Source organism: Diaphorobacter sp. HDW4B (genome assembly GCF_011305535.1).
In the GTDB taxonomy this organism is placed as follows: Bacteria; Pseudomonadota; Gammaproteobacteria; order Burkholderiales; family Burkholderiaceae_C; genus Diaphorobacter_A.
In genome coordinates this window covers 423,308-437,536 of record NZ_CP049905.1, presented here as the reverse complement: position 1 = coordinate 437,536, position 14,229 = coordinate 423,308, and the positions used below count along the sequence as shown (strand labels likewise).

Annotated in this window: 13 protein-coding genes; 1 reads left to right on the top strand and 12 read right to left on the bottom strand. The window is 63.7% G+C overall.

The genetic code is table 11. The features are described from left to right. The gene (locus G7048_RS02015) at window positions 1-864 is read right to left on the bottom strand and encodes a TIGR00730 family Rossman fold protein (RefSeq protein ID WP_166066562.1); all 864 of its coding nucleotides are present in this window, start codon (window positions 862-864) and stop codon (window positions 1-3) included. Between the two features lie 89 nt (window positions 865-953). Beyond that, window positions 954-1,343 (bottom strand): fluoride efflux transporter CrcB, encoded by a 390-nt coding sequence (gene crcB, locus G7048_RS02010; RefSeq protein WP_371747607.1) that lies wholly within the window; start codon window positions 1,341-1,343, stop codon window positions 954-956. A 121-nt stretch (window positions 1,344-1,464) separates the two neighbouring features. On the opposite strand from crcB, the gene G7048_RS02005 reads away from it, so the two are divergent. Continuing rightward, on the top strand, window positions 1,465-5,103 hold the full coding sequence (locus tag G7048_RS02005) for a hydantoinase B/oxoprolinase family protein (protein ID WP_166066561.1): 3,639 nt from the start codon (window positions 1,465-1,467) through the stop codon (window positions 5,101-5,103). 26 nt (window positions 5,104-5,129) lie between these two features. Here the strand turns inward: G7048_RS02005 and G7048_RS02000 are convergent, their stop codons facing one another. The 10 genes from G7048_RS02000 to G7048_RS01955 all read right to left on the bottom strand — a co-directional run bounded on the left by G7048_RS02000 (window position 5,130) and on the right by G7048_RS01955 (window position 14,094). Then, complete coding sequence (locus tag G7048_RS02000) at window positions 5,130-5,528, bottom strand: Na+/H+ antiporter subunit G (RefSeq protein ID WP_166066560.1); 399 nt, start codon at window positions 5,526-5,528, stop codon at window positions 5,130-5,132. Beyond that, the gene (locus G7048_RS01995; protein ID WP_166066559.1) at window positions 5,525-5,806 is read right to left on the bottom strand and encodes a K+/H+ antiporter subunit F; all 282 of its coding nucleotides are present in this window, start codon (window positions 5,804-5,806) and stop codon (window positions 5,525-5,527) included. The genes G7048_RS02000 and G7048_RS01995 overlap by 4 nt, the downstream gene beginning before the upstream one ends. Further along, complete coding sequence (locus G7048_RS01990) at window positions 5,803-6,294, bottom strand: Na+/H+ antiporter subunit E (RefSeq protein WP_166066558.1); 492 nt, start codon at window positions 6,292-6,294, stop codon at window positions 5,803-5,805. The genes G7048_RS01995 and G7048_RS01990 overlap by 4 nt, the downstream gene beginning before the upstream one ends. Beyond that, window positions 6,291-8,042 (bottom strand): monovalent cation/H+ antiporter subunit D, encoded by a 1,752-nt coding sequence (locus tag G7048_RS01985; RefSeq protein WP_166066557.1) that lies wholly within the window; start codon window positions 8,040-8,042, stop codon window positions 6,291-6,293. Before G7048_RS01985 ends, G7048_RS01990 begins: the two co-directional genes overlap by 4 nt. Then, window positions 8,039-8,404, bottom strand: coding sequence for a Na+/H+ antiporter subunit C (locus tag G7048_RS01980; RefSeq protein ID WP_166066556.1), 366 nt, complete (start codon window positions 8,402-8,404; stop codon window positions 8,039-8,041). Before G7048_RS01980 ends, G7048_RS01985 begins: the two co-directional genes overlap by 4 nt. Beyond that, window positions 8,404-11,406, bottom strand: coding sequence for a monovalent cation/H+ antiporter subunit A (locus tag G7048_RS01975; RefSeq protein ID WP_166066555.1), 3,003 nt, complete (start codon window positions 11,404-11,406; stop codon window positions 8,404-8,406). Before G7048_RS01975 ends, G7048_RS01980 begins: the two co-directional genes overlap by 1 nt. Window positions 11,407-11,698: 292 nt before the next feature. Then, a complete protein-coding gene (locus G7048_RS01970) occupies window positions 11,699-12,118 on the bottom strand; it encodes a helix-hairpin-helix domain-containing protein (protein ID WP_166066554.1) in 420 nt (139 codons plus the stop codon). Window positions 12,119-12,212: 94 nt separating this feature from the next. Then, window positions 12,213-13,367, bottom strand: a complete 1,155-nt coding sequence (gene lapB, locus G7048_RS01965) for a lipopolysaccharide assembly protein LapB (RefSeq protein ID WP_166066552.1) — start codon at window positions 13,365-13,367, stop codon at window positions 12,213-12,215. Further along, window positions 13,357-13,677, bottom strand: coding sequence for a lipopolysaccharide assembly LapA domain-containing protein (locus G7048_RS01960; protein ID WP_166066551.1), 321 nt, complete (start codon window positions 13,675-13,677; stop codon window positions 13,357-13,359). The genes lapB and G7048_RS01960 overlap by 11 nt, the downstream gene beginning before the upstream one ends. 99 nt (window positions 13,678-13,776) lie before the next feature. Continuing rightward, window positions 13,777-14,094, bottom strand: a complete 318-nt coding sequence (locus G7048_RS01955) for an integration host factor subunit beta (protein WP_166066550.1) — start codon at window positions 14,092-14,094, stop codon at window positions 13,777-13,779. Window positions 14,095-14,229: the final 135 nt, after the last annotated feature.

The following is a 14,229-nucleotide window of genomic DNA, read 5'->3' as shown; positions in this document are numbered from 1 at the left end:
TCACAGCTTGTAGAAGTCCTTGATGATCTGCCAGGCTTCGGCGGGATCGTCCACGTACTTGAACAGCTTCAGGTCGCTGGCCGAAATCGTGCCCTGCTCGACCAGTGCGTCGAAGTTGATCAGCTTCTTCCAGAACTCGCTGCCGAACAGAATGATGGGCAGCGCCTTGGCCTTGCCGGTCTGCACGAGCGTGAGCACTTCGAACAGCTCGTCGAGCGTGCCGAAGCCGCCGGGGAAGGCCACGAGTGCCTTGGCGCGCATGAGAAAGTGCATCTTGCGCAGCGCAAAGTAGTGGAACTTGAAGCACAACTCGGGCGAGATGTACTTGTTGCCGCTTTGCTCGTGCGGCAGCGTGATGTTCAGGCCCACGTTGAGTGCGCCCGCATCGTGCGCGCCGCGGTTGGCCGCTTCCATGATGCCGGGGCCGCCGCCGGTGCAGACGTAGACGCGTTCCTTGTCCGGGCAGGTCTTGCCGTATTCGGCCACGATACGTGCGAACTGGCGGGCGAGGTCATAGTAGCGCGCGTTCTTCACCGCGAGCTTGCCGCGCACGATGCGCTCGGCATCGCCGCTGGATTCGGCGGCTGCGAGTTGCTGCTCGGCGTCTTCGGGCGAGAGCATGCGTGCGCTGCCGTAGACGACGACGGTGTGCTCCACGCCGAGCGCCGCCATGTCGAGGTCGGGCTTGAGCAGTTCGAGCTGGAAACGGATGCCACGCGTTTCGCGGCGCAGCATGAATTCGGGATCTGCAAAAGCGAGGCGGTAAGCATCGGCTTCGAGCGGATTGCCAGACACGGCGAAGTTGTTGATTTCAGCCCAGGCGTCTGCCAGGCGGCGGTCGTTCAGATTGGTGTTGGCTTCCATGGATTCGTACTTCGTGAGATCAGTCTGCTGTGAACGAACTGCGTTGTTGGTATTCGTGAGGATAGAGCAGAAACAAGGCACTCAATGATTCACGCGCGCGCAGTAGGCCAAATCATTCCAATACTTTGTAAACCAAGCCAGGTCATGCACAGCGAGCCCAGCAGGTGAATCGCGCACCAGCCAAGCGCCTGACCGAAGCGCTGGTCTTGCAGCATGGCGATGACTTCGGCGGAAAAGCTGGAGAACGTGGTGAGTGCGCCGAGAAACCCGGTGACCAGTGCAAGACGCCAGACCGGATCGAGCTGCGGCAGCGCCTGAAAGATGCCGACGCACACGCCGATGAGATAGCCGCCGATGATGTTGGCGGCAAGAGTGCCCCAGGGCAGACCGGCCCCGGTGCTCAGCCAGAGCCCAAGGCCCCAGCGCGCGAGCGCGCCAAAGCACGCGCCCACGCAGATGGCTAGAACTTGAATCAGCATGCAGCCATTGTAGAGAGAAGCCGAGCGAACCTGGCGCGGCTTGCATCGTCGTCACTTCAATGGACAATGGTGCGCATCATGACCTTTGACGGCGCCCTCAACGCTGCGCCGAAAGCACAAGATGACAAGTCAACGCTGGCAGTTCTGGGTGGATCGTGGTGGTACGTTCACCGACGTGGTGGGGCGCAAGCCGAATGGCGAAATCGTCACGCACAAGTTGCTGTCGGAGAACCCGGAGCAATACCGCGATGCGGCGGTGGCGGGCATTCGCCATCTGCTGGGTTTGAAGGGCACAGAAGCCGTTCCTGCCGATCTGGTCGAGTGCGTGAAGATGGGCACGACCGTGGCCACCAACGCGCTGCTGGAGCGCAAGGGCGAGCCCACGCTGCTGATCACCACGCGTGGTTTTCGGGATGCCTTGCGCATCGCTTATCAGAATCGCCCGCGCCTGTTCGACCGACGCATCGTGCTGCCGGAGCTTCTGTACAGCCGCGTGATCGAAGCGCAGGAACGCATGTCGGCCAACGGCGAAGTGATCGAAGTGCTGGACAAGGAGCATCTGCGCGAGCGCCTGTGGGCTGCGCACGACGCGGGGCTGCGCAGTGTGGCCATCGTGTTCATGCATGGCTGGCGCTATACCGAGCATGAGCAGATCGCCGCCGACCTAGCCAAGGCTGCAGGCTTCACGCAGATCAGCACATCGCATGGCACGAGCCCGCTCATGAAGTTCGTGAGCCGTGGCGACACCACCGTGGTCGATGCGTATCTCTCGCCGATTCTGCGGCGCTATGTCGAGCAGGTCGAGGCCGAGTTGCCGGGCGTGCCGCTGTACTTCATGCAGTCGTCGGGCGGCCTCGCGCACGCGCATCGCTTTCAGGGCAAGGATGCGATTCTGTCGGGCCCGGCGGGCGGCATCGTCGGCATGGCGCGCACCGCGCAGATTGCCGGTCAGCAGCGCGTGATCGGCTTCGACATGGGTGGCACCTCGACCGACGTGAGCCACTTCGCGGGTGAATTCGAGCGCGAGTTCGAAACGCAAGTCGCAGGTGTTCGCATGCGTGCTCCGATGATGAGCATCCACACGGTGGCATCCGGTGGCGGCTCGATTCTCGCGTTCGACGGAGCGCGTTTTCGCGTCGGGCCGGAGAGCGCGGGTGCGAACCCCGGTCCCGCGAGTTATCGGCGCGGTGGACCGCTGGCAGTCACGGATGCGAACGTCATGGTCGGCAAGCTGCAGCCGCAGTTCTTCCCGCATGTGTTTGGACATTCGGCGGATCAGAGCCTTGATGCTGCTGTGGTGAAGCACAAGTTCGATGAGGTCGCATCGCAGTTGGGCCGTGCGCCGGAATCCGTCGCACACGGCTACATCGAAATCGCCGTGCAGCAGATGGCGAATGCGATCAAGAAGATTTCCGTGGCGCGTGGCTACGACGTCACGCGCTACACGCTGCAGTGCTTTGGCGGCGCGGGTGGGCAGCATGCGTGTCTGGTGGCGGATGCGCTGGGGATGGAGAAGGTGCTGATCCATCCGCTTGCGGGCGTGTTGTCCGCGTATGGCATGGGGCTCGCAGACCAGAACGTGATGCGCGAGAAAGCGCTGGAGTTGCGACTGTCGGCGGAAAACGTGCCGCAGATCGAGCAGACCCTGAACGAGCTGGAAAGTGTTGCCAGCGCCGAGTTGTCGGAGCGTGGTCTGACAACCAGCCAGTCGCAGGTGCTGCGCCGTGCGCATGTGCGTTATGAAGGCGCGGACTCGGCGCTGGTGATTCCGCTCGGCACGCTGGACGAAATGACGGCCGCGTTCGAGCGCGCATACAGGCAGCGCTTCTCGTTCCTCATGCAAGGCCGCGCGTTGGTGGTGGAAGCGGTGTCGGTGGAACTGGTCGTTGCGGGCGAAAGCGCATCCGAGACGCGAACGCCAGAGCAGCCAGCGCGCGATGTGCCACGATGCGACACGGTGCGCGTGTTCACCGTGGGCGTGTCGGGCGAGCCTGCATGGCACGACGCGGCGCTTGTCGTGCGCGAGGACATGCGCGCAGGTGACCGCGTACACGGTCCGGTGATCATCGCCGAAAAGAACGCGACCACGGTGGTCGAGCCCGGTTGGGAGGCGCATCTGACCGAGCTTGATCACCTGCTGCTCACGCGCCATGCCCCGCGCGCGCAGCGCAAGGCGGCGGGCACCGAGGTCGATCCGGTGCTGCTCGAAGTCTTCAACAACCTGTTCATGAACATCGCCGAGCAGATGGGGCTGCAACTGCAGAACACCGCGTATTCGGTGAACATCAAGGAACGGCTCGATTTCAGTTGCGCGCTGTTCGATGGAGACGGCCAGCTCATCGCCAATGCGCCGCACATGCCCGTGCATCTGGGCTCGATGGGCGAGAGCATCAAGACCGTCATCGCGCGCAACCGCGCGAGCATGCGGCGCGGCGATGTCTATGTGCTCAACGATCCTTACCACGGCGGCACGCATCTGCCGGACATCACCGTGATCACGCCGGTCTATGTGGGCGAGAGCGCCGAGCCGACCTTCTATGTGGGCAGTCGCGGCCATCATGCGGATGTGGGTGGCATCACGCCTGGATCGATGCCGCCGTTCTCCACGCGCATCGAGGAAGAGGGCGTGCAGATAGACAACTTCAAGCTGGTCGATGGCGGTGTGCTGCGCGAAAAGGAGATGGTCGAGTTGCTCGAAAGCGGTGAATTCCCGGCGCGCAATCCGCAGCAGAATCTGGCCGATCTGAAGGCGCAGATCGCGGCCAACGAAAAGGGCGTGCAGGAGCTGCATCGCGTGGCCGAGCAGTTCACGCTGCCCGTCGTGCAGGCCTACATGCAGCATGTGCAGGACAACGCGGAAGAGTCCGTGCGGCGCGCGATCACGCGGCTTTCTGCACGCATGGGTGATGGCCAGTTCACGCTGCCGCTGGACAACGGCGCGCAGATTCAAGTCGCCATTCGCATCAACGCCGCCGAGCGCAGCGCACAGATCGATTTCAGCGGCACATCGCCGCAGCAGACCCACAATTTCAACGCCCCCACGGCGGTCTGCATGGCGGCGGTGCTGTACGTGTTCCGCACACTGGTGGACGACGACATTCCGCTGAACGCAGGCTGCCTCAAGCCGCTTGAGGTGCACATTCCCGAAGGCTGCATGCTCAATCCGCTGCCGCCGGCTTCGGTGGTGGCGGGCAATGTGGAGACATCGACCTGCATCACCAATGCGTTGCTGGGCGCTTTGGGCGTGTCGGCTGCGAGCCAGTGCACGATGAACAATTTCACCTTCGGCAACGCGCGTTATCAGTATTACGAAACCATCTCGGGCGGCAGCGGCGCGGGCGGGGTGTTCGACGATGCGGGCGCGCTGGTCGATGGCTTCAACGGCACGAGCGTGGTGCAGACGCACATGACCAACTCGCGCATGACCGACCCGGAGGTGCTGGAATTCCGCTTCCCGGTGCGCCTTGAAAGCTATGCGATGCGCCCCGATTCAGGTGGCGCAGGAAAGTGGAGCGGCGGCAACGGCGGTGTGCGGCGTGTGCGCTTTCTGCAGCCGATGACGGCGGGCATTCTCTCCAACGGGCGCGTGCATGGTGCGTTCGGCATGGCGGGCGGCAGCGCGGGGCAACCCGGCATCAACCGCGTGCTGCGCAGCGATGGGCGGGTGGAAGAACTCCAGCACATCGGTCAGGCACAGATGGAGGCGGGCGACATCTTCGAGATCCACACGCCGGGTGGCGGGGGATTCGGAAAGCGTTGATGCGTTGACGTGTTGTTGAGCCTTGCTCAGTCCGGCTCTTCGCCGGACAGCAGGGCCGCTGCACGCGTGCGGCTTTCGGTGTTGTCGCTCAGGCTCGGTGGCACGTTTTCGCCCGAGCGGCGTGCGCGGAACAGTGCTGCGCGCATCAGAAAGATGGTGGTGACGGGCACGGTCACGGCGATGAAGATGGCGATCAAAATCGCGTGAATCGCGAGCGTGTGTTCCTGCACCGAGAAGTAGATCACGGTGGCGTGCATGATGCACCAGGTGCCCAGCGTGGCGATGATCGAGGGCGCGTGCACGCGCTCGAAATAGGTCTTCAGCCGCAGCAGGCCGGACGAGCCGATCAGCGCGATCAGCGCGCCCAGCACCACGATGACGGAGATGAAGATGTCGAGCCACAGCGGCAGGGTCTGTTCGGTCATTCGATCACCTCGCCGCGCAGCAGGAACTTGGCCATGGCCGTGGAGCTGGCAAAGCCCAGCAGCGCGATGAGCAGGGCGGCCTCGAAGTAGGCGCTGGAGCTGTAGTAGATGCCGAGCACCAGCATGAACAGCATGCCGTTGAGGTACATGCAGTCGAGCGCCAGCACGCGGTCCTGCGCCGCCGGGCCGCGCAGGATGCGAACGAGGCAGCACAGCATGGCCAGCGCCAGCAGAAACATGGCAATGGGCACGGCCCAGGAGAGCACGGGATTGGTCATTCGAAAATCTCCATGAGGGGGCGCTCGAACTTGGTTTTCACGTGGTCGATGATCTGCTGAGGGTCGCTGACTTCGAGCACGTGCAGCATCAGCACCGATCGATCCAGCGACAGCTCGGCCCAGGCGGTACCGGGCGTGATGCAGACGATCATGGCCAGCACGGCCAAGCCGTTGGGATCGCGCAGTTCGAGCGGAATGTTCACGAAGCCGGGTGGTGCGCGGCGCGCGGAGGGGCGCACGAGAAAGCGGATCACGGCGATGTTGGATTCGGTGGTGTCCACCACGACCGCAAAGCACAGGCGCAGGATGGCGCCGAGGTTGCGCACGCGCACATGGCGTGGACGCAAACCGCTGAACAGCACGGGCAGCAGCAGCGCCAGAATCAGCGCAAGCAGCAGGTGACCGGCGCTCAGCGATTGGTTGAGCAGCAGCCAGATCACGAACAGCGCCACCGACAGCAGCGGTGCGGGGAAGATCTTCTTCATCATTGTGGCTGGCCTCCTTGCATTGCGGGCGTGGAAGGCTGGGCGGCGGCCTCGGCAGCGGCGGCTTCTTTGGCGGCCGGACCGGGCTCGGGCCGCGCGGACATCACGGCCTTGATGTAGGTGCCAGGCGAGTGCAGCATGTTGGCGGTGGCCTGCGTGTAGCGCATCACGTTGTCGGCGCGCACCGTGAAGACGATGCTGGCGCACAGCAGCATGGCAATCGGCAGCGCCTCCACCAGACGCAGTTGCGGCGGCGTGCGCGCATGGCTGGCCCAGAACACGCGGATGCCGGAGCGGGTGAGGGCGATCAGCGCAATCAGCCCGGTGACGATCATCAGCGTGACCAGCGTCCAGCCCGGCGCGCCGAGCTGAATGCCTGCGGATGAACCGAGGCCGAGCGGATTCATCAGCGCGGTGAGCATCGCGAACTTGCCGATGAAGCCCGACAGCGGCGGCAGGCCTGCAATCACCAGTGTGCACATCAGAAAGGCAATGCCGAGGAACGCGGCGGCAGCGGGAATCACGCGGCCGACCAGCACTTCTTCGTCTTCATCGAAATTCGTACCGGCCTGCGGTACGAGTTCGGGCGAGAGAAACGGCGCGGCCTCGTCGGCGTCATACGGCGTGAAGCTCGACCCATCGTTGCGCCAGCGCTCGACCAGATCGGACAGCAGGAACAGCGTGCACACCGCGAGCGTGGAGCTGGGCAGGTAGTAAAGCAGCCCGGCGGTCAACTCGTTCTGACCGAAGCCGACGGCTGCGAGCAGGGTGCCCGAAGACAGAATCGCCGCATAGCCCGCCAGATTGGTGAAGCGCTGCGAGCCCAGCATGCCGATGGCTGCGAAGGCCATGGTGAGCACGCCGCCGCCGATTAGCCACATGCTGCCGAAGTGCGCGGAGGCCCCGGCCTCGCCGCTGAACATGAGTGTCCACAGACGCACGATGGTGTAGATGCCGACCTTGGTCATGATCGCGAACAGCGCGCCCACGGGCGGGGTGGCGGCGCTGTAGGCAGGCACGAGCCAGAAGTTGAGCGGCCAGACCGCGGACTTGATCAGGAAGGCGGTGGCGAGAATCGCCGCGGCCGCATGCAGCAGCCCGCGGTCCGCGTCGACGACCTTGGGAATCGCCTGCGCGAGATCGGCCATGTTCAGCGTGCCGGTGATGCCGTAGAGCATGGACGCGCCGATCAGGAACAGCGACGACGCCGCCAGATTGATGGCGATGTAGTGCAGTCCTGCCTGCACCCGCATGCGGCCCGAGCCGTGCAGCAACAGACCGTAGGAGGCAGCCAGCATGATCTCGAAGAACACGAACAGATTGAACAGGTCGGCCGTGAGAAACGCGCCCGCCAGGCCCATCAATTGCAACTGGAACAGCGGGTGGTAATGCACGCCCGCACGGTGCCAGCGAGACGCGGCAAAGATGATCGAGCACAGCGCGACGAAGCTGGTCAACACCAGCATCATGGCCGAGAGCCGATCCAGCACCAGCACGATGCCGAAAGGCGCGGGCCAGTTGCCGGGCAGATAGACGCCCATCGATGCGGTGCTGCCGGTCATCTTGCTCCAGCGCAGCAACTGCACGGCGATGATCAGGCCGATGAAGGTGGAGATGAGGTTGATGACCAGCTTGGCGCGCTGGTTCTTCTCACCGAGCAGCAGCATGATGGCTGCCGTGAACATCGGCAGCATGATGGGTGCCAGGATCAGGTGCGGCATCAGCGCATCGGTGATCTCGCTGAAGCTCATGGCATCTCCTGCGAGTTGCGCGCATCGACGCCATCCACATGGTCGGTGCCGCTCATGCCGCGCAGCGCGAGCAGCACGACGAGGAACAGCGCCGTCATGGCGAAGCCGATCACGATGGCCGTGAGCACGAGCGCCTGAGGCATCGGGTCAGCGTAGTGGTGCAGATCCTTGGGAACGCCGGCTGCAAGCACGGGCTCCTTGTCGATCGCAAGACCAATGCGGCCCATGCTGAACATGAACAGGTTGACCGCATAGGCCAGCAGCGACAGGCCCATGATCACCTGGAAGGTACGCGGACGCAGCAGCAGCCAGACGCCGGATCCCGTGAGCACGCCGATGGCGATGGCAAGTACGATTTCCATCAGTGGGCTCCTTGTGGTGGTTTGAAGTCGGGGGCGGTGTCGTCGTCGGATGCCAAGCGTTCGGGTTCCTCTGGTTTTTCAACGGTGTGAGCTTCCTTTTGCTCCTCCAGCAGGCGCTGGTGGTAGCGGTGGCCGCGCACGGACTGGTGGGCAATGGCAACGAGGATCAGCAGCGTCGAGCCGACCACCAGCAGGTACACGCCGATGTCGAAGAACAGCGCGCTCGCGATGTGGATCTCGCCGATCACCGGCAGCGTGAAATGCGCCGTGTGGCTGGTGAGGAACGGGTAGCCGAAGAAGATCGAGCCCAGACCGGTGCCCAGCGCGAACAGCATGCCCAGCGCAATCCACTTGCGCGGGAACAGCGTGAGATGCTCCTCGACCCATTCGGTGCCGGAGATGATGTACTGCAGCAGCAAACCGACCGACAGCACAAGGCCTGCCACAAAGCCGCCACCGGGTTCGTTGTGACCACGCAGGAACAGATAGAACGACACCAGCGCGGCGAACGGCAGCAGCAGTCGCACCAGCACGGCTGGCACCATCAGATAGCCCACGGCCGTGTCCTTGGCGTTGCGCGGATTGAGCAGGTCGGTCTGCAAGTCAGGGGCGAGCCAGCGCTGCTGCTCGGGCAGGTCCATGGCTTCAGGTGCGGGGCGGAAGCGGCGCAGCAGTGCATAGACTGTGAGCGCGACGATGCCGAGCACGACGATTTCGCCGAAGGTGTCGAAGCCCCGGAAGTCGACCAGCATCACGTTGACGACGTTCGTGCCGCCGCCTTCGGTGAGCGCATGTTCGAGGAAGAAGGTCGAGGTGCTTTCCGGGAAGGGTCGGCTCATCATCGCGTAGGCCAGCCAGGCCATGCCGGTGCCCGCGCAGGCGGCGATCACGAAGTCGCGCGTGCGGCGTGCGCGGGTGCGCATGGACTTGTCGTCGGCCAGCGAGATCGCCTGATCCCGCTTGGGCAACCAGCGCAGACCCAGCAGGATGAGGATGGTGGTGACGATTTCCACCACCAGTTGCGTGAGCGCCAGATCGGGTGCGGAGAACCACAGAAAAGTCAGCACCGTGCACAGGCCCGAGCCGCCCATCAGCGTCAATGCGGCCAGACGGTGGTACTTGGCCTGCCAGGCAGCCGCAAGCGCGCAGGCCGAGCCCACGGACCAGAGAATGATGAAGGCGGGCGAGATCGGCAGCGTGCCGCGATTGCCGAATTCGATGCCGCGCGCGACCAGCGGAATGATGGCGGCGACCACGGTGCCCAGCGCCAACCACATCATCTGCCACTGCAGTTTGTGCGTGGACAGCAGGCGCTTGCCGCGACGCCCGGCGTGAGTCAGCAGCGTGATGAAGACCTCGAAGATGCGGCGACCGTTGATGAGCTGCATGACCGGCGGGCCATCGATGCGGCCCGCATCGCGCTGTGTGCGCAGCAGCCAGTACAGCAGAATGCCGCCCGCCAGCGCAATGATGCTCATGACCAGCGGGGTGTTGAAGCCATGCCAGATCGCGAGGCTGAATTCAGGCAACTGGCCGGTGCCGATCACGGGCAGCGCGGCGGCGTCGAGGAAGCGGCCTATCGCCCAGTTCGGGAAGATGCCGACCAGCAGACAGGCCAGCACCAACAGCTCGACCGGCACGCGCATCCAGTGCGGCGGCTCGTGCGGCTCCAGCGGCAGATCGGTGGACTTGGGACCCCAGAACACATCGACGATGAAATGCAGCGAATAGGCCACGCTGAACACGCCGGCAATCGTCGCCAGAATCGGCATGACGATGCCGACGATCGGCGCGGCATCGACGAACACGGTCTCGGCAAAGAACATTTCCTTGGACAGGAAACCATTGAGCAGCGGCACGCCAGCCATCGCCGCAGCGGCGACGGTGGCGAGTGTTGCGGTCACCGGCATCATGTGTCTCAGTCCCGAAAGCCTGCGCGTGTCGCGTGTGCCGCTCTCGTGGTCGATGATGCCAGTGGCCATGAACAGCGATGCCTTGAAGGTCGCGTGGTTCATGATGTGAAAGACCGCAGCCACGGCGGCGAGCGGGCTGTTCATGCCCAGCAGCAGCGTGATCAGGCCCAGGTGCGAGATGGTCGAGTAAGCGAGCAGGCCCTTCAGATCCGTCTGGAACATGGCCGCGTAGCCGCCTACCAGCAGCGTGGCAACGCCCACGCCCCCGACCAGCCAGAACCATTCGTCCGTGCCCGCCATCACCGGCCAGAAGCGCGCCAGCAGAAACACGCCAGCCTTCACCATCGTGGCCGAGTGCAGATAGGACGACACGGGTGTGGGCGCGGCCATCGCATTGGGCAGCCAGAACTGGAAGGGGAACTGCGCGCTTTTGGTGAACGCGCCCAACAGCACCAGAATCAGCGCCGTGAGGTACATCGGATGGTTGCGCACCAGCTCGGCCGAGCCCAGCACGCGGTCGAGATCGTAGCTGCCCACGATGTGACCGATCACCAGCATGCCCGCGAGCAGGCACAGGCCGCCCGTGCCCGTCACCGTGAGGGCCATGCGCGCGCCACGGCGAGCGTCTTCGCGGTGGTGCCAGTAACCGATCAGAAGGAAGGAGAACAGGCTGGTCAGTTCCCAGAAGAACACCAGTTGGATGATGTTGCCCGACAGCACGACGCCCGACATCGCGCCCATGAAGGCCAGAAAGAACGAGAAGAAGCGCGGCACCGGATCGGCGGGCGACATGTAGTAGCGCGCGTACAGAACGACCAGACTGCCGATGCCCATGATGAGCATGCTGAACATCCATGCAAAGCCGTCCATGCGGATCACGAAGTTCAGACCCAGGGCAGGAAGCCATGCGAACTCCTGCCGCACCACACCGCCGTTGGCGATTTCGGGGAACAGCAAAGCCGTCTGTACCGTGCAGAAAAGCGCGATGAAACCGGCCAGCGTCGACTCCGTATTGCGCGCGTTCGCAGGCAACAAGGCGGCAATGACGCTGCCGATCAACGGAAGGATGATCAACAAGAGCAAGGGCATGGGCGTGACCGGTGAAGGGGTCGGGACAGGGAAGATGCTATGGATTTATAAGCATGCTTCGTAGGCCTAATATAAGGTTTTCTCTGAAAACTCCGGTGAATTCAAGGGTTGTTTGGCTGAGATGACGTGGCGCGAGGCCATTTTCGGGGACGCAGACGCGCTTGCAAAGCCAGACAAAATCCCATCGTGCAACGAATAAAGGGCGATGGAAACGGTGCTCCATCGCCCTTCGGCTGCTGTTTTTCGCGAGTCACGCGCTGCTGGCGTGACCGCGTTGGCGCTCGCCGCTCGGTCAGGGCTTTTGCGCCTTGGCTGTGTCTGTCATGGTGGGGGCTGGAGCTGTCGCTGCAGGAGCTGCAGCGGGCGCGACATCGGCCTTTGCGGCTCTGACGGGTGCGGACTTGCCTGGCTTGGCGCTGGCGTCGGCGGCACCGGCAAAGGCTTGTCCATTGACCGTCAAACCTTCGCCCGACAGCTTGGCCGCGCGCTTGGTGCCAATGCCCTTCACGCGCTTGCTCACATCGGCCCAGTCGGCAAATGGCCCGGATTTGCGCTGCTCCATGATCAGTCGGGTGGTGGCCGGGCCGATGCCCTTGATGCCATCCAGCTCGGCCTCGCTGGCCTTGTTGATGTCGACCGCTGCGAGCGCGAAGGTCGTGCTCAGGATGGCGGCCAAGCCTGTGAACCAGCGTCGGAACTGTTGGATTTTCATGGTGATTCCTCCCTCTGAGTGGGCATCCGTTCTTTGTGGTGTGAATGCCGTTGTTGAGAATCGCGCTCAGAGGTTGAAGAGGGATCAGCCGTGCTTAAAGCTCCTCGACCCTGCGCGCCGGGTAACTATCCCATGTCTGGCAGCCGGGACACTGCCAGAAATGCTGACGGGCCTCAAAGCCGCAGGCAGCACAGCGGTAGCGTGTGAGCGGCTTTGCGGCCTGATCAAGAGATCGTTGCACCTGAGGGTGAAATTGCTCATGTTCGAGCTTTTCGTCATGGAGCCATTTGGCCGCAGCGACTAGGGACGACTCGTGTTCGAGGTGGCGCACATACCATTCGCGGGAATTCGCGCCGTTGCCCAGCGTGTTTTCGAGCGAAACGATGCCATCGAGCAGATCGAGCGAGGGCATCACGTCGTAGCGCTGGCGCAGCAGCGCATGCACCTTTTCCGTGTCGCCCGTGGCCATGCCGAGCTCGACCATCAGCGGCACGGCGAGCGGCAGCCAGAGGGGGGCGATGTCGGCCAGCTCCAGCAGCATGTCCAGCGCTTCTTTCGCTTGACCAGCGCGTTGCTTGAGGCGAGCGAGTTCGATGCGCGCGCGTGCCGATTGCGGGGCGATCTGCACGGCCTGGCGGAGCAGCGCTTCGGCGCCGTCGGTGTCGCCCTGCGCGGACTTGGCTTGCGCCTGCTCGCACAGAAAATGGGCCTGACGCGCGCTGAAGTCACCTTGATGGGCTTCCTGCATCTTCTGGGTGATCGCCATGGCCTGCGGCCAGTCGCGCGAGCGTTCGTAGATGGCCAGCAGCGCAACGCGTGCCTGTGCCTCGAACGGCGTGCCTTCGAGGCGGCGCAGCGCGTCTTCGGCGCGGTCGAGCAGACCTGCCTTCAGAAAGTCGAGGGCGAGGGCATGCTGGGCACGGTCGCGGTCGGCACGGCTCAGGTCGCCGCGCGAGAGCAGGTGCTCGTGCACGCGCACGGCGCGGTTGTATTCGCCACGGCGGCGGAACAGGTTGCCGAGCGCAAAGTGCAGCTCGGTCGTGTCGGGGTCTTTCTGCACGGCTTCGATGAAGGCGTCGATGGCCTGATCCTGCTGCTCGTTGAGCAGAAAGTTCAGTCCCTTGAAATACGCCTTGGGCGCGCGGCGGTTCTCGTCGCGAATCTGGCGCAGATCGACGCGCGAAGCCAGCCAGCCCAGCACGAAGGCAACGGGCAGGCCCAGCAGAATCCAGCTGAGATCAAATTCCATGGATGGGAGGCTGCTGCAGTGCGGGGTCGTTGACGGGGCTCGGGGCCTGTGCGGGAGCGGCTGTGCTGGCGTTGGCGTCAGGCACGACGGCACGTTGCGCCGCAGCGCGATGCTTCCACCAGCGCGGCACCATGCCCAGAACGCCGATCACCACGCCGAGCGCAAACGCAGCCAGCACGATCAGCACCAGCGGCGCGCGCCATTGCGTGCCAAAGAAGAAGTGGACGATGGCGTCCTGTTGGTTGTTCAGCGCGAAGGCGAACAACGTGAAGAATATGGCTGCCTTGAGCAGCCACAGGAAATATTTCATGGATGAATCTCTCCGGGGCTGCGGGAGATTCTACGGTCAGTCCTGCACCCGCCGGGCGAAGCCCCTCATGTGCAGGCGCGAGGAAGACGAAGAGAGTGCTTACGAAGGGTCCTTGCGCGCGGCGGCGGCGGCAAGGTCGCGCTGATCGACGGCTTCGCGCAGGGCCTTGCCCGGCTTGAAGTGCGGCACGCGCTTTTCGGGGATGGCGACGGCTTCGCCACTGCGTGGATTGCGGCCCATGCGGGGCGGACGACGTGTGACGGAGAAGCTGCCGAAGCCGCGAATTTCGATGCGGTGACCACGCACCAGCGCATCGCTGACGGCGTCGAGAATGGTTTTGACGGCGATTTCGGCATCGCGCTGCGTCAATTGGGTGAAGCGGGCGGCCAGTTCCTCAACAAGGTCAGATCGGGTCATGTAGGTATGGCGAATATCTTGGTAACAGCAAAAGCAAAAAAAGCGGACGCATCAAGCGCCCGCTTTTTGGAAGAAGGCCAGCCGCCGGATCAGATCCGGCGGACAGTGCCTTGCTTCTAAAGTGCCTGGACGGCG